Consider the following 18519-nt stretch of genomic DNA (forward strand, 5'->3'; position numbering starts at 1 on the left):
GATGGAATCAAACAGCTTATGGACCGCTTGAGACACGAAGGTTTGGGAATGACTTCCCAGCGTACCCGCAATCGCCTGATACAGCGATTGCGTGAAGAGGGCATCAGTAATGAAGAAGTCCTCAATGTAATGGCATCAACACCGCGACACCTGTTCCTGGATGAGGCTCTGGCCATTCGCGCCTATGAGGATACGGCCCTGCCGATTGGTTACGGGCAGACTATTTCTCAGCCTTACATTGTTGCGCGAATGACAGAGCTACTCTTGAGCCGAGCCAAGTCTTTGCATAGCGTTTTGGAAGTGGGGACGGGTTCCGGGTACCAAACAGCGATTCTCTCTCGTTTGGTGGAACAACTTTATTCTGTAGAGCGTGTCGAACCATTGCTGGAGAAGGCACGTAAGTGTTTGACAGAGCTGGGTCACCATAATGTTGAATACAAACTTAGCAATGGCGGCTTTGGTTGGCCAGAAAAAGGTCCATATGATGCAATCCTGGCTGCGGCAGCACCGGCAGTAGTTCCCGATGAGCTGAAGCAACAGTTGGCACCTGATGGTGTGTTGGTGATTCCTGTTGGTTCAGAGCATCAGTATTTGACGATGGTGACCCGTCGCCAGGATAGTGATCAATTTGATGTGGAAAAATTGGAGGCGGTTCGCTTTGTACCGCTGCTCAGTGGTGTTGTTCGATGAAGTTATATGAAACCCTCAGAGGTCGCTATCCTGGGGTGGTGTTACGAGGTATGGCGATGGGGGCTGCAGATGTGGTCCCCGGGGTTTCTGGGGGAACTATCGCCTTTATTACGGGGATTTACCAGGAGTTACTGGACTCTCTCAGCCGAATAGGCCCACACTGTATCACTCTCCTAAGGAAGGAGGGCGTTGCAGCAACCTGGAAATATATAAACGGTGGTTTCCTGTTGTCCCTGTTTTTGGGAGTGCTGATTAGTATTTTTAGTCTTGCCCGATTAATAAGTGGACTGCTGGAGAATTACCCGATTGTTGTCTGGTCTTTCTTTTTTGGTTTGGTTCTGGCATCCACTGTTCCGGTTATACGAAATATTCCGCGGTGGTCCCCTTCAGTTATAGTTTTTTTGTTCCTGGGCATAGCTTTGGCGGTTACAGTCAGTGAGCTACGTCCGGGAGAAATCCCGGCAACGCCTCTGACATTATTTTTATCTGGAGCTTTGGCTATTTGTGCAATGGCACTTCCGGGTATTTCCGGCGCCTTTATTTTGTTGATGATTGGGATTTACCCCAAGGTGCTTTCCGCCGTTCATGAGTTACAGATAACAAATTTAATTTGTTTTGCCGCAGGTGCAGCCATTGGGTTGATGTTATTTAGTCGATTACTTTCGTGGTTGATGCATAGGTTTGTCGCTCGTACACTGGCTTTTCTTGCTGGAATCTTGCTGGGAAGTTTGAAAATAATTTGGCCTTGGAAACTGCCTATGCCCGGAGAGGCAGAAACGTCCAGTAAGCTGGCACCGCTGTTAACAAATACCACTCCGGCAGATTTTGTGACTCAAACAGGGGATTCGGCACAACTTGGTGGGGCTATTACAGCTGCCCTGGCGGCCATGGTGTTGGTTCTCACAATAGACTTTTTGGGAGGGGCTCATCGGGGAACATCTAGCGCCACACCGCAATAAGATCTGGAAAATCTCGGTATGGCAGCGTTTTATGAAGCGTTCACCGGAATTTTTGGAGCTTTTCTTTAGACACTTTTTCCATAAATGCCGTGGTCTGATGTAAAAAGAGAATAATGGAATGTCATCTTTTGCTACGCTCTAAAGGCCTGTTTTGGCGGAACAATTCCCCCATTTCTGGTCATTTTTTGTTTGGGGTGTTAAAAATATTAGGCATCAGTATCCTGTTATTGCTTCTGGTTTCCTGTGGTAGCCATATGGCTCCCACCAGTTCCCTGAAGCAACCCCCCAGTATCAGGCTCAACTATCACACAGTGAGTAAGGGCGACACCCTCTATTCAATTGCCTGGCGATACGGCAAGGATTTTCGGCAGCTGGCGGCGCTTAATGGCATTAGATCTCCCTATAATATCTATCCTGGTCAGCGGCTTAAACTGACGGGAAAAGTACCTCCAAGTGCCTCCTCAAAGGCTCCCATCGCCGCAAAGAAAACTGTGAGTAAACCGGTTTCCTCAAAGAAGCCAGTCGCGACAGCAAGTAAAAAATCCTTAACGAAAGCTCCTCGACGCCAAATGGCTCAAACCAAGCGCGCAGGCTCTATTCGCTGGCGCTGGCCTGTACAAGGCCAACTGATCAGCCGCTTCCGCTCAGGGGATCCTTTGCGTAAGGGTGTTGATATCGCAGGAGAAAAGGGTGAGTCTGTATTGGCAGCAGCCGATGGCACCGTTATCTACGCGGGAAGTGCATTGAGAGGTTATGGAAAGCTGCTGATCGTTAAGCACAGTGAAGTTTACCTGAGTGCTTATGCCCACAATCACCGTTTGTTGGTGAAAGAGGGCAGCAAAGTCAAAGCTGGGCAACGGATAGCGGAACTGGGTTCGAGTGGTACCGACCGCAACAAGCTCCACTTTGAGATTCGCAAAAACGGTCAGCCAGTAGACCCTCTTGCTTACTTGCCGTAAGCCGGATGGGTGCAGTAAAGCTCTGTAAATAAAAATGGACTTTTAACTAATACCACTTGAGGTAGTCACTGTAATCGTGACGACTGAAGGGTCTGGCCGATTCAGTGGCTGTCGCCATACACTCATGGTGCCTGATTGTATTTTGATCAGCTTCTTGAGTGTTTGGGCGGCTGATATTGGCAAAGTACAAGGAGCAGGGGAAATGGAAGCACAACGGCAAGACCAGTCTTTGGCTGGCCAGGCAGAAGACTTTCCTCCTGAGTTGGCGGTAGAGAATGAAGAGCAGAAACTAAGTAGCAGCGAAGAGAGAGGTAAAGGCCGTACCCGGAGAAATGCGGCAAAAAATAACTCCGTCTCCTCCCCCGGAGAGAAGAGTAGGGTCACCAGATTGGATGGCGACAGCCATTTGCAGAAGAATTTGGATGCTACTCAACTCTATCTGAATGAAATTGGTTTTTCCCCCTTATTGACCGCTGAAGAAGAGGTGTATTACGCACGTAAGGCTCTGCGTGGTGACGCTGCGGCGAGAAAGCGCATGATTGAGAGTAATTTGCGCTTGGTAGTAAAGATTGCTCGTCGTTATGTCAGCCGTGGCCTGGCGCTGCTAGACCTGATCGAAGAGGGTAATTTGGGGCTTATCCGCGCTGTTGAGAAGTTCGACCCTGAGCGGGGTTTCCGCTTTTCTACCTACGCTACCTGGTGGATACGTCAGACAATAGAACGAGCCATTATGAATCAGACTCGGACTATTCGCCTGCCAATTCACGTTGTAAAGGAATTAAATGTGTACCTCCGGGCATCCCGTGAGCTGGCGCAGAAGCTGGATCACGAGCCGTCCGCAGAAGAGATCGCTAATTTATTGGAGAAGCCGGTTGAAGACGTTGAGCGGATGTTAGGGCTCAATGAGCGGGTAACTTCAGTAGATACTCCGATAGGTCCCTCTTCGGAAAAGACACTGGTGGATACGATTCCCGACCAGCAGGAGTCTGATCCGGCTGAGTTACTTCAGGACAGTGATCTCTTTGATAGCATTAATCGCTGGCTCGGGGAGCTTCCCGACAAACAGTGTGAGGTTGTTTCCCGGCGATTTGGGTTGCGTGGCTTTGAAGCGAGCACCCTGGAAGAAGTTGGTAGGGAAATCGGCCTAACGCGTGAGAGGGTGCGCCAGATCCAGGTTGATGCACTTAAGCGCCTGCGTGAAGTCATGGAAAAACAAGGACTTGATGGACTGTCTTTGTTTGGAAACCTATAAACTTGGTCCTTAACCGAGGAAACCCCACGAAGACAATGTATCCGTGGGGTTTCCGTTAGCGATTCAATTTGAGGTTAATAGATTGGGTCTGATCTATTTCCTGACCCAGCGCCCAAGATTGTCCTGGTAATACTCCCCAGGAGAAAGGCGAGCTTCCAGTTTTTCCGCGGCACGGGCCGCTACTTGAGCAATATCGACATTATTGCGTTTGGCAATTTGCGCATAAGAAGTTTTGCGCTTTGCATTGATCTCTTTGACTAACTTCTCAAGCTCCGGGGAGCTAGCGTCTACGATAGCGATATAGCCGCTATTTGCCTCTCCAACCAACCCTTGACTCTTGGCTTCATTGAGTGAGATCGCCATTGCTGGAAGTGCGATGACGAAGCCTACGAGTAACAGGGCCTTCTTTAACATATGCATACGTTGCCTCCTCAAAAAATGCCTTCTTTGTCTTCAAACAAGGTATCTAGGTCCCGATCTACTTTTACCCGGATTTCGTGTTCAATCTTTACGTTTAAGTTTACAGTGATTGGCTCACTGGGAGCCTTTACCGCCACAGTAGGGGTGCACCCTGTGGCAACCATAGCGAACAATAGCCCTATGGAAATCAGCCGGCTGGCTCTCATCTGCTACTCCTTTCCGTACCTTCAGGTACCTTCTATTTGTTGCTGTTACAGCAGTTATCTCAATGTCTGGGCCAGGTTTGCCAACCATATTGGGAGTTACCATATTCCCCATATAGTATTCGCTTAACCTTAACCGGCTCTGAATTAGCCAGTCCCCAATTTCGAAGAGCCTACTTTAATCCAGACCTATTGGTCCAGCTGCTTTTCCAAGGCTTCTGTCAGATCGCGGCTGGCCTGAAGAGAGCGAAGCATGGCTGGAATATTATTCTCAAGATTGAGGTTAATAATCAGATCCCGCTCTGAATCCACGGAATCACTGCGCCCTACAAGCTTTAAGCTTAGCTGCAGGTCACCACTGGGAGGGTACTCCATACTGCCTTCCAGGGTACGGAAATCGTAATCTTCGAGCGCATTCGCAATCAGCTTAAGTTGCGGGTTACCCGCCAGTATCTGAGGGGAAAAAGCTCCGTAATATCTCAGTCGTCCTCCCGGCTCGACTGCTTCCAAATGGCCGTGCTTTACTGTGATGCCGTCGGGGCCAGTTATAATAGGAATCACCAAATCTAGATGTCCGCCAGCTTCAAAGTTTTCTGACTCAGTTTCCTGAGCCAATTGTTCCAAGGACACATTCTTGGCAGACAGGATACTGCTCCGAGTTTTATCGGCCAGATTCCAGGTGAGCGCTTCTGAACGCAGCTCCCCGTCAAGAAATTCAGCTGAGAAATCCCTCAGCGACAGATCCTGCTCCCTGTCCAGAGACAAAGAAAAAAGGACTTTATCCAAAGTGAGTCCTGCATTGATAGATCGTATTGATAGCGGCTGAGGCTTCGGCGTAAACCAATGTTCCTCATCGTTTTCCAGTAGAATTGTCCCTTCTACTCCAGTAGCAAAACTTTCCCCGTAGACTGCAGCAATATTGGTAAGTATTAACTTGAAGGAATTTTTTGGTTGTAAAGGCCAGGATACATTGCCATTGGCAGAAAATGCCCCTGAAACTATATCTAAGGGCAAACCTTGAACTGCCTTGCTGAGGGGGTTATTTGTGGTGAATTCAACCTCTGGTAAGGAAAAATGAATATTACCGGTGGCCTGCTCGATATTATGATACCAATTCGAATCAAGCCTCAAAGCCCCAGCATTGAGCTGGCTTTTTCCCTCAATCTTATCTCCGTTCAGGGAGAAAACCCCAGTGAGGGTTGGTGTCATTGAATAATTTTCAGGAGTAATAACTTTGAGGTTTTTGCTGGAGAAGTTGGCACTTAGCTCAGTGTTTCTTTTGGTAGTTTTTAGGTTAAAATCACTTAAGACCAAATCTCCAGATAACGAAATAGATTCACTGTTAAATGCATCAAGTTGATTTTTCCATTTCGGACTAATACAGCTTGTAGAGAGTGTTTTTATCTCACAGTTCATTAGGGGTTGTTGAATAACACCCTTCTTTAGCTTGAATTCTCCCCCTGTAATTTCTTCAAATGTGGTATTTATCTGCTCAAGTTTAACTTTTCGAATGTCACCGTCCGTTTGGATTTTGATTTTTGCAGAAGAATGAAGCTCCTTTACGACGGTATTTATCGTTTTGTTAATAATGGTTGGTGCCATTAAGTCCAGGTTGAAATCGCATTCAGAAGTCCTATTATAACTGCAATTAAGCTGTCTAATTTGTAAAACAGCTGAGGTGGTTGAACCAGATGCTTGTAATTTTGAATTAACCCCACCATTGCTGATAGAGGCCGCAAAAGTGTTGGTGGCAGATGGCTCCAATATAAGTTGTACCGTATCTACAATCTCTACATCTGCTTGGCTTTGGTCCAATCCGGTGGACTTTAAAAGGGAATTTTTTTCCTGGTTTGATATTGAAGTGTTGAGGTGTATCTCACTGCCAGGGAGAAAGTTGATGCCAATCCTTTCTAGCCAGCTTTGCCACGCCGAGGTTGAGTTGACAGGCTTAAAGAAAATCTCACTCTGAAACTTCAGCTTGCCCCCCAAGTTGGTTACTGTAAATGAGGGAGCAAATATCTTCCGGTGAAGCGATTGTAGTATAGGCTCTGCTGCATCGAGATAAGCAGAACCCTCCGCGTGTAGTTTGGGGCTTTGTGCTTCGTCAGTAGCGGACTCAAATTTCAAGTTGAGCAGGGGTTTATCAGCTTCGTTATCATGTTTAGATGAAACTTCAAATGCACCGGAACCCGTGATGTACTCGAGTAGTAGGGGAGAAAATGATTTAAACTCGATCTCAATAGGCGTTGTGGTTGATAGCCTGGCCGTCGTATTTATGATTGATTTGTCGTTGAAACCTGAAATTTCCAGTGCTTTGCTCTTCACCTGTAGATTGATATTCTGGTAATCCGAAAGGGAAAAGATATTATCAGGGATAAGTGCATTTGCATTTACAGTAAGTCGTCCGCTGGAGTCAATTTCACTTTCTGGAAATAGGTTTAGTAGCCGAGTAGCCCTGATAATTGGAGTAATTACTTCCAGGTTCGAAGTTGCTTCACCATTCAACTGCCAATAGTTACTGCCCTCTTTCGAGATACTCAGTGTCGTATAGGATATTAATTCAGAAGAACCTGGAGTGATACTAGCATTCACAGAAATCTTGTCTGGGGTTAGGTCTAGCTCTAAAGAGATGTGATAGTTATCAAATCCAATAGTCTTATAGGGTAATTCTGCGAGGATGTTGCTGTCTTCTCGGACAATGCTGAGTGGGCCAGCAATAAAGCTGTTATTAATTTCGATTTCCTTCACTAGCACTTTTCCGGGTATATTTTGAGTGATATCCCGGGCGATCTTTTCTAGGGAAAAAATAATTTCTTCTGCGAGCAGATGAGACGTCGGATTCTGTGTGTCCGGTTTGCTTTCCTGATGAGTTAACTTGTCAACTGATAATTCTATTCTCTGGATGTTATCCCGGCTGATAAGTACATGGAATGGGTAGAGTACTTGAACATTATCTAGAGTCAGGTTTTTGCCACTGGTGGATGTCAGTTGAATCCGCTCAATGGAAACTTCCCTGAAACTGATGTTCAGCCCGGATAGTTGCTTGATGACGACTTCACCGGAAAATAAATTGATAAGTTGAGGGGCGACGATATCCTTCTTCCACCAGCTGCCGAATAGCAGCATAGCCAGGATAGTTAAAAACGTAAAAATAAGAATACGGGGCTTTCGCACGCTAAACCTCAAGCTCCAGGAAAGGAGGTAACTTTGTTATCTCGCTTATGGACTGCAGTAGGTGGCATACAATGCAGGACAACTGCTCCCATAAAGTTGGTAAAAGGCTATTTTATCAAACTGGCCGGATAATCATTGGTGCAAACGTTGGATTATTCGTGAATAGGATGGTTCACTCATTCATGGCTGAAAAAATGTGAACAAGCAGTCATGGTGCTTCTACTATGGTCTCCTGCAGTAGCTTCAGGCGCCATAGGCCCTGTTCCTTGACCCAGAGGCTGGATGTAAACAGCCAGGCGGAAACTGGCTTATCTTCGAAGCTGCCCTCAAAAGATGTATACATGGTCATAAGTGCAGTCTTTGCGCTCAGAGGTGTTATTGAGACCTTATAAGAGGAGTGTTTCTTAATATCCAAGGTTCTGAACTTTTCAACAACCTGTCCGGGACCGAGGGCTTCCTTGTAATAGGGAGTAACTATCAATCCGTCTTTAGTCATTATTTCTCTGATGGCATTACCATCATGTTGCATAAAGGCCATTTTGAGAGCTTCCATGCGGGAGTTCAGCTCATCGTCCAGCTTTGCTGCCGAAGCTGGCGTAGCAATGAAAAGCAAAATGCCAACGATAAACAGTAAAGCGATAAGCTTGTTACCCATAATGACCACCTGAGTGAGAAGCAGCCCACCGACCGTTTGTTGCTTTAAAGATAACTGTGAAAGTAAATGGCCGCAAAATTGCTGAATGCTAGTGTCAGGGTGAGAGGCTTCCAAACCAGCCGGCATGGAGAAGGTCTTGTTATTCTGATCTACTGAGTGATAAGTGGGAATACAAGCCCATAAGAAATGCTAATAGTTAGGCTTATTATTTCAACTTGTAATACTGCTTTTTACCCCAATTTATTTATCCCCTTACCGTTCCGATAGGAACATACTTATTGAGGATGTTTCAACAATGCAAGATGCCCAGCCGAAGACTACTTACCTGAAGGACTATCGTGTGCCGGATTACCTGGTGGATAGTACCGACTTGTGCTTCGAACTGGAGCCAAAGGCCACCCTAGTGAAATCCCGTCTCAAAATTCGTAGAAATCCGGAGGCCGAAGAGGGAATACCGCCTTTACTTCTGGATGGAATCGACCTGGAACTGCTGTCTATTGCTATTGACGGCACCATGCTGTCTCCCGCTGACTATCAGGAGTTACCGCAGGGATTGTCGATTATTGTTGAGAAACCAGATTTTCTCCTGGAAATTCACAATCGGATAAACCCTGAGGATAATACATCCTTAGAGGGCCTGTATCTCTCCAACGGTATGTATTGTACGCAATGTGAGGCCGAGGGTTTCAGGAAGATTACCTTCTATCCAGACAGGCCTGATGTAATGTCAAAATTCACAACTACCATTGTGGCCCCAATAGATCATCCTGTGTTGCTTTCCAACGGTAATGAAGTGGATCGGGGCTATATTGAGGACGGACGTCAGTTTGTTACTTGGGAAGACCCTTTTGCCAAACCGGCTTATCTCTTTGCTCTGGTTGCGGGAGATTTACAGCATGTTGATGATACTTTTACCACTTCCAGTGGACGTGAAGTAAAGCTGCAGATTTTTACTGAAGCAAAAAATATCGGCAAATGTGATCATGCGATGCGATCCTTGAAAAGTGCCATGCACTGGGATGAGGAGGTGTATGGTCGGGAATATGATCTCGATATTTTCATGGTTGTTGCAGTTGATCACTTCAATATGGGGGCAATGGAAAATAAAGGGTTGAATATCTTCAATTCTGCCTGTGTTTTAGCCAGCCCGGAAACCGCTACCGACTCGGCATTCCAAAGAATTGAATCAATCGTTGGTCATGAGTATTTTCATAATTGGTCGGGTAATAGGGTTACGTGCCGCGATTGGTTCCAGCTTAGTCTTAAAGAGGGATTTACGGTTTTTCGCGATGCAGAATTTTCCGCTGACTTGAATTCGAGGGCCGTTAAACGTATTGAAGATGTGACCTTGCTGCGTACTAATCAATTTGCGGAAGATGCCGGTCCAATGGCGCACCCTATTCGCCCGGACTCCTATATGGAAATCTCTAACTTCTACACACTTACTGTGTATGAAAAGGGCGCAGAAGTTGTGCGTATGATCCATACGCTTTTAGGAGCGGATGGCTTTCGCAAGGGGAGTGACCTGTACTTTGAGCGGCATGATGGGTGTGCCGTTACCTGTGAAGATTTTATAGTTGCAATGGAAGATGCTAATCAGGTGGATCTCACCCAGTTCCGTCGCTGGTATAGCCAGGCTGGCACGCCAGTCTTGGATGTGACAGATCAATTTGATGAAAGTACGGGTGTATATAGGCTTGTCATTCGCCAGTCTTGCCCTCCTACACCTGAGCAAAAAGACAAACTCCCGTTCCACATTCCCCTTACGGTGGGGTTACTGGACTCAACAGGGAGCGATATCGCGTTGGATAAAGCGGGCTCCACCCAGCTTGTTCTGGAGATCACTGAAAGTGAACAGATGTTTGAGTTTAATGGGCTGAATGAGAAGCCTCTACCTTCCCTTTTACGAAGCTTCTCTGCACCAGTGAAAGTACGCTATGACTATAGTCTTGAGCAGCTTCTATTCCTGATGAGCCATGATTCGGATACTTTTAATCGATGGGATGCTTCTCAAAGATTAGCGTTTAAGGCTATGAATCTGCTTCAGGGTGCATACCAAGAAGGTTTAACTTTAAAACTGTCTCCAGAGCTCATTTTGGCTTATCGGAATATATTGTTGGATAAAGAGCTAGACCCGGCACTGGTTGCGGAAATTATGCTTTTGCCCAGTGAGCACTCCATTGCGGAGGAATCAGTATCTATTGATGCTGAAGCTATTGTCGCTGCAAGAGCTTTTGCTCGTAAATCGCTCTCCTGCGCGCTTATTGATGAGTTAAAAGAACGGTATGCTGAGCTTGATATTGAAAGGCCCTATAGCCCTAATGCCAAGGATATCGCTGAGCGCAGGTTAAAGAATATCTGCTTGGAATACCTCTGTATCACAGAATCTGCGGATGCTCTAGATCTCGCTCAGCGACAATTTGATTCGGCTGGAAATATGACAGACAGAGCAGCGGCGTTAAGTGCATTGATTAACTATGGTAATGATCAATACGCTGAACAAGCCATTCATCAATTTTATGACCGCTGGAAGGAAGATACACAAGTTACTGAGCTTTGGCTTGCACAGCAAGCCTGTAGCGCGAAAAGAGGCACCCTGAATAATATCAAAGCGCTTATGCAGCATCCCGCCTTTGAGTTGAAAAACCCAAATAAAGTGAGGGCAGTAATTGGTGGGTTTGCCAATCGAAATTTCCAACAATTCCACAAAAATGATGGTAGTGGTTTTGAGTTTGTTGCAGACCAGGTTATTGCTTTAGATAAGTTAAACCCCCAGATAGCCTCCAGAGTGGTAATTCCTATCACGCGCTGGAAGAAATATCAGGGGGATTTGGCAGATAAAATGAAAGCTGCACTATTACGAGTGTCAAATTCCGGGGAGCTCTCCAAAGATGTTTATGAAGTGGTGAGTAAGAGTTTAATGAATTAGCCATTAGTCAGAAAAGAGCGGTGGTCGTAATACGGCCCCGCACAAACAGTCACACATAATGTACCTTATGGTTGGTGGTGTGTTTCTTCTTTAGAGATATTTTTGGGTTGCGTTCCGATATGTAGCTATGAACGGCCTTTAAAGAGTAAGCTATATGCGATTACACATTGATGAGATAGGTTTTATTCACTGGTGCTATGCTCTTCTTGTTGGCCATGTTTCCTGAATTCACGTGGGGATTTTCCCGTCCATTTTTTAAAGCTCCTCGAAAAGCTACTGGTGTCATTGAATCCAAGCTTATAGGTAATTGATGTCACGGGTAACTCTTGTTGCTTCAGGTACTGAATAGCCTGGTGTTTACGCGTTTTGTCCAGTATTGCCTGATAGCTGGAACCTTTTTCCTTAAGTTTTCTGTGTAGACTGCGGCAACTGATTCCGATGGTTTTGGCGACAATTTCTTGGGATAGGTCACCGGTAGGCATCAGATCTATTAAAACTTTATTTGTTATATTGATAATGTCATTTTTTCTTAGGCGTGATAGATAATTCGTTAGTGCCTGTTCGTTGATATTAGCCAACTCACTATTTCCTGAGCAGATGTGCCGATCTACAAAATCGCGTTCTAATCGAATTTCACAGGTGCTTGCAGAAAATCCCACTGGGCATCTATACATCATTCGATGGTGTTCAGGGTTGACTGGCTTCGTGCGCGTAAGGTTAATTGCAATCAGATTTTTGTGGATATCCGGGGATATTTTCCTGCATGATTTTATTAACAAGGCGATAAAGGCATCCACTGCATGGATGCTGGGCTCATAATGCAAGTCTTCGACCTTGTGCCAGGAGACTATTACTTCGTGTCGCTCATTGCGAACACTGATTTTCATGGCAGTGCTGACTACCTCTGAGAATCGCGATGACCGCTCCAGGCTTTCTCTGATGGAACTACTGGCCAAGTGAGCATAACTTAGAGCGTGGAGGTTTGTGTGGTTAACATGCTTCACAACCTCTAAACCTATGCAATCATTGCCGGATAAGGACTCTGCCAGATTCCATAATTTTTTCATGTTTTCCAAAGGGATACGTCTATTTGTATCCTCTATGCTACAGGCTGAGATACCGGCCTTTCGCAGGACTTCCCGGGGGGGACAATAAGGTTTTAAAGCCTCAATAATGGGTAAAACCCAGGTTGCAATGGTTGTGTGTCCATTCTCAGCCATTTGCCAGCTTGTCCTAATTGGTCAAGAGTTTGGCCAGTTAAGTAAAGAAGTGCATAGGCCAAACTATTAGCATCAAAATCAGTATTTCTACATTCTTCCAAGATTAGCCTAACAGTCTTGGTATGTTAAGGAAACCTGCTGCTTTTAAAGTAAGTCCCGATACTCATGCGATGGGAACTATGCACAATTTAATTAAAAGAATAGTGGTACTTACTGGTTTATCAGCCTCCGCATTATATGGAAGTGTGAAGGCTGATGAGCCCACCCAGCTTTTCTGGGGAGATATGCATTTACATACCTCTTACTCATTCGATGCCTTTTTAAGTCAAAATTACTCGGCAACACCTGATACTGCTTATCGGTGGGCCAAGGGACAACCGGTTATTCACCCTTATACTCATGCTAAGGTACGAATAGATACACCGCTGGACTTTCTTGTGGTCTCCGATCATGCAGAGGGATTGGGGGTGATGAGGGCGATAGTTAACGAAACAGACCAGCTAAATACAGAATTACCCATTTCCCAATCAATAAAGCGCTGGTTCGCCAAGCAGCATATTCGCTATAAAGTATCTGTGAATGAGGGGATGGATATATTTAATGAGTTGCTGCCGATACAGGCGCTCAACTCGGAGGATGATGCTGATCCAGTACAGGACCCTGCCAATATTGCCCCAGAGCCGGTGCTCGGGGACTTAAATCAAACCCGGGAAACTGCTTGGCATGAAATCATTGATGCAGCCGAGCGTCATTATCAACCTGGTACTTTCACGAGCTTTATAGGTTGGGAGTGGAGTTCAACCCCTACAGGGGCCAACCTGCATCGGGTGGTAGTTTCCCCCAATGGTTCCAAACAGGCTAAGCAATATCTGCCTTTTGGGTCAGACCAGAGTCAATATCCAGAGGAATTATGGCGTTGGTTGGATGAAACGTCAGAGCGAACTGGTAGCGAGTTCATTGCTATCCCCCATAACTCCAATGTGTCCAAAGGGTACATGTTTGCAGAAACCACTCTGCGTGGTGAGCCGATCGACACACAGTATGCACGAACGCGCATGCGCTGGGAGCCCCTGGTTGAGATGACGCAAATAAAAGGGGATTCCGAGACGCACTCACAGCTTTCACCTATGGATCCCTTTGCTGACTTCGAAAATTATCCTTTCTACTTACAAGCTGATCCAGAAGCTTATCGTGTAGCTAAAGGCGACTATGTGCGCTCTGGCTTAAGGGCTGGTTTGGAGATTGGAGAGAAAATAGGGATGAATCCCTATAAGTTTGGATTGATTGGGTCCACCGATTCTCATACCGGTATATCGAGTGCTGAAGAGGGAAACTTCTGGGGTAAATTTGCCCATGATTCAATTCCGGAGGGCAAGCGGAAAAATACTGTCATAGGCGGAACCAAAGCAACTGGTTGGAATATGTCAGCTTCTGGTCTTGCTGCAGTTTGGGCCGAGGAAAATACACGAGAAAGCCTGTTTGCCGCTTTTAAGCGTCGTGAGGTTTATGCAACTACAGGGCCGAGAATTCAAGTGCGTGTTTTTGCAGGTTGGAGTTTCCCAAAGCATGCAATAGATGCAGAAAATATTGCTGAATTGGGTTATTCCCATGGAGTGCCTATGGGGGGGGATTTAACCAGGCCCCAAGCTTCAGATAAGTCGATACAATTACTGATACGTGCTGTTAAAGATCCCAAAGGAGCAAATCTTGATAGAGTCCAAGTTGTAAAGTCATGGCTCGACGAGGGAGGGCACAGCCATGAGCAGATCTTTAACGTAGCCTGGTCTGGCCAGCGGTCCCTGGATAACAGAGGTCAATTACCTCCGGTGGGTGATACTGTTGACCGCGAGACAGGCCTTTATACCAATACCCTGGGTTCTATCGAGTTGTCCACGTTATGGCAGGATCCAGGCTTTGATATGAACCAGAGGGCTTTTTATTATGTTCGTGTTTTACAGATTCCAACGCCGCGTCACTCCCTTTACGATGCGGTGGCAGCAAAAGAAATCAACCATGGAAGAGTTCAGATACCCTCTGAAGGCCCGGCAATTATTCAGGAGCGTGCCTATACCTCACCTATTTGGTATACGCCGTAGCTAATCAATGAATAAAGTCTGATGGTACAGTGAGGCGATCATTGCTTAACCTTATTAGTTTAGTAGTTGTAGAGGTTTTTAGTGGGAGGCTTAAATGCTGAAGAATTTGGGAGGACTGGGTAGAGATCCATTGGTACATTTTTTGGCTATCGCTTTGTTTCTATTTGTTGGTATTGAGCTGGTGGATCCAAAGGCAGGAGCATCGGATCAAACGAATATTCTACATTTGAATGAAGATTTGTTAATTGAATATATTCAATATCAAAAAAAAACATTCAACCCGAGGTTTGCCAGGACTTACTGGCAGAGCTTGGCCCCCTCTGATCGATCAGACTTGATTCATGACTATATTAGGGAGGAAGTGCTTTACCGCGAGGCTATGAATCTTGGCCTTCAGGATAATGATCAGATCATACGTCGTCGCCTTATTCAAAAGCTTGAGTATGTTACAGATGGCTTTATTGGTGATATTAATGTTTCCCGGCAGGATTTAGAGCAGTACTTTTGGCTTCATCAGGAAGAGTACCGGATTGAAGCTTCTGTGACTTTCACTCATGTTTTTTTTGATTCCAGGAATCAATTTAATAACAGTCTAGAGGAGGTAGCTTTACAGACCTTGGATCACCTTTTGGAAAAGTCAGTGGCTTTTGAAAAATCCGCAGGGTATGGAGATAGATTTATATTTCACCGAAATTATGTGGCGCGAACGCGTCAACTGGTAGCTAGTCATATGGGGGAGGATATGACCCGGAAAATATTTCAGTTGCCAATAAACACTTGGTCCGGGCCTTATCAATCCCCTTATGGATTGCATTTAGTATTGGTGGTTGAGAATAATCCCAGTCGCCTGCCAAATTTTCAAGAGGTTGCTCCTCTGGTATTAGAAGACTATCGCCGTCAAAGAATGGATGATATGAGGCGACGTAAGATACAGGAATTGATTGCTCAATATCGAGTTGAATGGGATCTTTCAATACAGGATTTGTCTGCGGATTTTACCTATGTTAAATAGATATTCCTGCAGGTTAAGATTAATTATTTTAATTTTTCTGGTGGGTGGAATCTATGGTCGTCCTGGCTTTGCCCATGAAGGGAGGCCAATTTATATTCAATTGCAGGAGGTCTCAGAAAAAGTCTATAGTTTACGATGGAAGATCCCTCCCGTGATGGAGCCGGGTACTGAGCCCGATATTTACTTAAAGGGTGCAGGCTGTCAAAAAATCTCTGGAGTTGAGGTTCCTCGTCATTCTGCTGTAAAAATGTATCAGTGCCAATCTCTAAGCTTCAATACTATTAAAAGCCCTACTACTGATTTGCAAATATATCTTGCATACCCTGTTGCAAATCCAGTGCTATCTACCTTGATTCACTTTGAAAGGATAAATGGGGATGCTGTCCACCTTTTTAATGGCCCAGGTGTATTGGAAGTAAATCTGCCTGCTGATTTGTCTGCCTGGGAATGTGTGAGGCAGTATATTAAAGCAGGATTTTTACACATTTTAGAAGGTTACGATCACCTGCTTTTTGTTTTGTGTCTGGTTTTTATTGCAAGGGGGCTTCGGGGTGTTTTGATAGCGGTAACTGGCTTTACGCTAGGTCACTCGATCACACTGGGGCTCGCAAGCTTGAATTTCTTTACCATAAGGGTGGATGTTGTAGAAGTATTAATCCCATTAAGTATTATGGTCCTAGCGGCTGAGATTATTAATGCAGGGCATTCTCGTGATAGGAATACTTTGTCTTGGCGATTCCCGGCTATTGTTGCTAGCGGTTTTGGGTTGTTACATGGATTTGGGTTTGCCAGTGCATTGACAGGGCTGGGCCTTCCTCACGACCAAAAATTAGTAGCCTTGATTAGCTTTAATGCTGGTGTCGAGCTTGGTCAATTGGTATTTGTTTTATTTGTGCTTCTTTTGACATATATGGTTAAGTTGATATTTTTAAGATGGGGTTTTTCAGTATACTCACTTCGTGGTTTGATGCCGTCTACATCAGCTGTTTACCCAGTAGGTGTGGTGAGTGGGTATTGGCTGATTGAAAGATCTTTAGAATTGGTTTCTTAGAATTTAAGAATTTTAATTTACATTAAATGTAAGATTTCTATTCGGTTATCCACTTATAGCAAAATTCAGCAATATTTATCCATTTGGATTCTAGCATTAAGTAGTGGCCATAGCCTTCCGCAACATGCAAGGTGGTTTGTGAATTGCATTTCTTGGCGATGAGCCGTGCTGTAGAGGGTGGTATTGCGAGATCTTCAGAGCCTGAGATCATTAGAATAGGGCACTTTATTTTTTCATATTCAATTTTGGTGGTTTTATTTTCATCAAAGATCCAGAAGAATAGTTCAAAAAGCACTCTGCCTGATTCCGGTCCTAAACGATTAAATACAAGGTGCTGGTCAGATAAGTTTAGTTTGTTGAGCCCGAATTTTGCCATTGTTTCAAAGTCGGGTAATAGTATATCCTCCCAGAACTTCCCCGATGCCATAAACATTTTGCCAAGACTGCATTCCTGGCTGGTTGTGGGTGGAATTCCCCAGTTAGTGCTTCCATTCAATAAGATTATTTTTTGCGCTAGGCCCATGGAGGCTATTTTTTGTGCAATAACTCCACCTAAGGAATGTCCAATTAGAATTGGTTTTCTATTCAAATGTATAACAAATTTTGCTATATCCTCTACATAGTCTGTAATGCTTGTTCCGGCAAGGAGTCGATGAGCCGCTTCTGATTTTGGGGTTTCATGGTACCGATAGGCGGGACTATGGCAGTTAAATCCTTTTTGAATAAAGTAGTTATGAAAATTCTCTAAAGTCCAAGGGCCAGCATTAGTACCGTGAATTAGAACAATGGGAGTGTCTATGGCTATTCTCCTGTTTTCTGTTACCGGGAATGTTGAAAGCTTAGCAAGGGAGTATGCTTTTTATTGGATTTTGGATGAGGTAATGTGGCTGTTGGTCAATTGATGTACGTATCGATTGACGTCTATAACCACAAGGAGAGTTTTTAGCTGTTTCGTCATTGAGAACCTAAAAGTACGTAATTTTATTTGTGGGATATTTAGATGATTTCGCATATATCATTGGGCACTAATGACCTTCAGAGAGCTGAGCGCTTTTATGATGCAATTTTAATTGTCATACAGGCTACAAAAACCTATTCATCTGAACGGGTTATATTTTGGGGGTTTCCGAACTCAACAGTAAAATTATCAATTACGGTTCCTTTTGATGGTGAGCCAGCGTTTCATGGCAATGGCACTATGGTGGCTCTTAAGGTGGAAGATGCAGGACTGGTGGATGCCATATTTACTAGGGCAATAGAATTGGGTGCTATTAGTGAGGGCGAACCTGGAGAGAGAAATCAGGGGGCTTACTATGGTGCATATTTCAGAGATTTGGATGGAAACAAAGTTGCTATCTTTTCGCGTTAGTAATTTTTTGAGACACAAAGACGGCCTCTACTCCGACAAAAGTTATATATGGATTTTTTTAAGGATTATTGTTAATGAGCAAAGGGATGTTTCATAAAATGTTGGATGGCAATTTACCTATGCCTAATGCGGCACAAACTCTTGGTGCAAAAATACTGGAGATAGATTGCAAAAACGGAAAGGTAAAGGTTGAGTTTGAGGCGAAAGAGGCTTTTACCAATCCTGTGGGGAATATCCAGGGAGGATTTCTATCCGCCATGCTCGACGATACTATGGGGCCGGCGCTTGCTGTAACCCTTGAGGATAATGAGTTTGCGCCAACTTTAGAGCTGAAAATAAACTTTATTGCACCTGCTGTAATCGGTAAGCTATATGGATGGGGGAGGGTTGTTTCCAAGGGGGCTAGTGTTTGTTTCCTTGAGGGAGAACTTTTCCAGGAGGGAACCTTGATTGCCAGGTCTACTGCTACCGCTCTTATTCGGAATTTCTCTTCCTCCGCCAAAAAACAAGATCACTAGTGTGTGTATCAG

Annotated in this window: 16 protein-coding genes; 10 read left to right on the top strand and 6 right to left on the bottom strand. The window is 44.9% G+C overall.

Annotation, left to right across the window (positions count from 1 at the left end; genetic code table 11):
* The first annotated feature begins 18 nt into the window (after window positions 1-18).
* From G367_RS0103630 to rpoS, 4 genes are all read left to right on the top strand, one after another.
* A complete protein-coding gene (locus tag G367_RS0103630; RefSeq protein WP_020411736.1) occupies window positions 19-690 on the top strand; it encodes a protein-L-isoaspartate(D-aspartate) O-methyltransferase in 672 nt (223 codons plus the stop codon).
* Complete coding sequence (locus tag G367_RS0103635; protein WP_020411737.1) at window positions 687-1649, top strand: DUF368 domain-containing protein; 963 nt, start codon at window positions 687-689, stop codon at window positions 1647-1649. The genes G367_RS0103630 and G367_RS0103635 overlap by 4 nt, the downstream gene beginning before the upstream one ends.
* 185 nt (window positions 1650-1834) lie before the next feature.
* Complete coding sequence (locus G367_RS0103640; RefSeq protein ID WP_026304911.1) at window positions 1835-2608, top strand: peptidoglycan DD-metalloendopeptidase family protein; 774 nt, start codon at window positions 1835-1837, stop codon at window positions 2606-2608.
* 202 nt (window positions 2609-2810) lie between these two features.
* Window positions 2811-3860: an RNA polymerase sigma factor RpoS gene (gene rpoS / locus G367_RS0103645; RefSeq protein ID WP_040628155.1), complete on the top strand. Its 1050-nt coding sequence runs from the start codon at window positions 2811-2813 to the stop codon at window positions 3858-3860.
* A 93-nt stretch (window positions 3861-3953) separates the two neighbouring features.
* Here rpoS and G367_RS0103650 read toward each other — a convergent pair whose 3' ends face one another.
* The 4 genes from G367_RS0103650 to G367_RS0103665 form a co-directional block, all read right to left on the bottom strand.
* The gene (locus G367_RS0103650; RefSeq protein ID WP_020411740.1) at window positions 3954-4280 is read right to left on the bottom strand and encodes a YdbL family probable chaperone protein; all 327 of its coding nucleotides are present in this window, start codon (window positions 4278-4280) and stop codon (window positions 3954-3956) included.
* A gap of 11 nt (window positions 4281-4291) precedes the next feature.
* Window positions 4292-4486 carry a YnbE family lipoprotein gene (locus G367_RS0103655; protein ID WP_020411741.1) on the bottom strand — a complete coding sequence of 65 codons (195 nt, stop codon included), beginning with the start codon at window positions 4484-4486 and terminating at the stop codon, window positions 4292-4294.
* A gap of 186 nt (window positions 4487-4672) precedes the next feature.
* Window positions 4673-7609 (bottom strand): intermembrane phospholipid transport protein YdbH family protein, encoded by a 2937-nt coding sequence (locus tag G367_RS0103660; RefSeq protein WP_157533317.1) that lies wholly within the window; start codon window positions 7607-7609, stop codon window positions 4673-4675.
* Between the two features lie 256 nt (window positions 7610-7865).
* Window positions 7866-8312, bottom strand: coding sequence for a nuclear transport factor 2 family protein (locus tag G367_RS0103665; RefSeq protein ID WP_157533318.1), 447 nt, complete (start codon window positions 8310-8312; stop codon window positions 7866-7868).
* Between the two features lie 295 nt (window positions 8313-8607).
* Between G367_RS0103665 and pepN the strand changes: the two genes are divergently transcribed.
* Window positions 8608-11241, top strand: a complete 2634-nt coding sequence (pepN, locus tag G367_RS0103670; RefSeq protein ID WP_020411744.1) for an aminopeptidase N — start codon at window positions 8608-8610, stop codon at window positions 11239-11241.
* A gap of 182 nt (window positions 11242-11423) precedes the next feature.
* On the opposite strand, the gene G367_RS0103675 is transcribed toward pepN, so the two are convergent.
* Window positions 11424-12461 carry an AraC family transcriptional regulator gene (locus G367_RS0103675; protein WP_020411745.1) on the bottom strand — a complete coding sequence of 346 codons (1038 nt, stop codon included), beginning with the start codon at window positions 12459-12461 and terminating at the stop codon, window positions 11424-11426.
* A 122-nt stretch (window positions 12462-12583) separates the two neighbouring features.
* Between G367_RS0103675 and G367_RS0103680 the strand changes: the two genes are divergently transcribed.
* The 3 genes from G367_RS0103680 (at window position 12584) to G367_RS23010 (ending at window position 16620) form a co-directional block, all read left to right on the top strand.
* Window positions 12584-14557 carry a DUF3604 domain-containing protein gene (locus G367_RS0103680; RefSeq protein WP_245556650.1) on the top strand — a complete coding sequence of 658 codons (1974 nt, stop codon included), beginning with the start codon at window positions 12584-12586 and terminating at the stop codon, window positions 14555-14557.
* Between the two features lie 94 nt (window positions 14558-14651).
* Entirely contained in the window at window positions 14652-15569 is a 918-nt protein-coding gene (locus G367_RS0103685; RefSeq protein ID WP_020411747.1) for a peptidylprolyl isomerase, read from the top strand.
* On the top strand, window positions 15559-16620 hold the full coding sequence (locus G367_RS23010; RefSeq protein ID WP_020411748.1) for a HupE/UreJ family protein: 1062 nt from the start codon (window positions 15559-15561) through the stop codon (window positions 16618-16620). The genes G367_RS0103685 and G367_RS23010 overlap by 11 nt, the downstream gene beginning before the upstream one ends.
* Window positions 16621-16657: 37 nt before the next feature.
* On the opposite strand, the gene G367_RS0103695 is transcribed toward G367_RS23010, so the two are convergent.
* The gene (locus G367_RS0103695; protein ID WP_211214881.1) at window positions 16658-17425 is read right to left on the bottom strand and encodes an alpha/beta hydrolase; all 768 of its coding nucleotides are present in this window, start codon (window positions 17423-17425) and stop codon (window positions 16658-16660) included.
* A 195-nt stretch (window positions 17426-17620) separates the two neighbouring features.
* On the opposite strand from G367_RS0103695, the gene G367_RS0103705 reads away from it, so the two are divergent.
* Window positions 17621-17989: a VOC family protein gene (locus G367_RS0103705; RefSeq protein WP_020411751.1), complete on the top strand. Its 369-nt coding sequence runs from the start codon at window positions 17621-17623 to the stop codon at window positions 17987-17989.
* Between the two features lie 74 nt (window positions 17990-18063).
* Entirely contained in the window at window positions 18064-18507 is a 444-nt protein-coding gene (locus G367_RS23015; RefSeq protein WP_020411752.1) for a PaaI family thioesterase, read from the top strand.
* Window positions 18508-18519: the final 12 nt, after the last annotated feature.

It is taken from the genome of Microbulbifer variabilis ATCC 700307 (assembly GCF_000380565.1).
Taxonomy (GTDB): Bacteria; Pseudomonadota; Gammaproteobacteria; order Pseudomonadales; family Cellvibrionaceae; genus Microbulbifer; species Microbulbifer variabilis.

Coding starts and splice junctions, on each gene's coding strand:
- G367_RS0103630 (WP_020411736.1), top strand. CDS start 19: ATGGACCGCTTGAGACACGAAGGTTTGGGAATGACTTCCCAGCGTACC.
- G367_RS0103635 (WP_020411737.1), top strand. CDS start 687: ATGAAGTTATATGAAACCCTCAGAGGTCGCTATCCTGGGGTGGTGTTA.
- rpoS (WP_040628155.1), top strand. CDS start 2,811: ATGGAAGCACAACGGCAAGACCAGTCTTTGGCTGGCCAGGCAGAAGAC.
- G367_RS0103650 (WP_020411740.1), bottom strand. CDS start 4,280: ATGCATATGTTAAAGAAGGCCCTGTTACTCGTAGGCTTCGTCATCGCA.
- G367_RS0103655 (WP_020411741.1), bottom strand. CDS start 4,486: ATGAGAGCCAGCCGGCTGATTTCCATAGGGCTATTGTTCGCTATGGTT.
- G367_RS0103660 (WP_157533317.1), bottom strand. CDS start 7,609: ATGCTGCTATTCGGCAGCTGGTGGAAGAAGGATATCGTCGCCCCTCAA.
- G367_RS0103665 (WP_157533318.1), bottom strand. CDS start 8,312: ATGGGTAACAAGCTTATCGCTTTACTGTTTATCGTTGGCATTTTGCTT.
- pepN (WP_020411744.1), top strand. CDS start 8,608: ATGCAAGATGCCCAGCCGAAGACTACTTACCTGAAGGACTATCGTGTG.
- G367_RS0103675 (WP_020411745.1), bottom strand. CDS start 12,461: ATGGCTGAGAATGGACACACAACCATTGCAACCTGGGTTTTACCCATT.
- G367_RS0103680 (WP_245556650.1), top strand. CDS start 12,584: ATGTTAAGGAAACCTGCTGCTTTTAAAGTAAGTCCCGATACTCATGCG.
- G367_RS0103685 (WP_020411747.1), top strand. CDS start 14,652: ATGCTGAAGAATTTGGGAGGACTGGGTAGAGATCCATTGGTACATTTT.
- G367_RS23010 (WP_020411748.1), top strand. CDS start 15,559: ATGTTAAATAGATATTCCTGCAGGTTAAGATTAATTATTTTAATTTTT.
- G367_RS0103705 (WP_020411751.1), top strand. CDS start 17,621: ATGATTTCGCATATATCATTGGGCACTAATGACCTTCAGAGAGCTGAG.
- G367_RS23015 (WP_020411752.1), top strand. CDS start 18,064: ATGAGCAAAGGGATGTTTCATAAAATGTTGGATGGCAATTTACCTATG.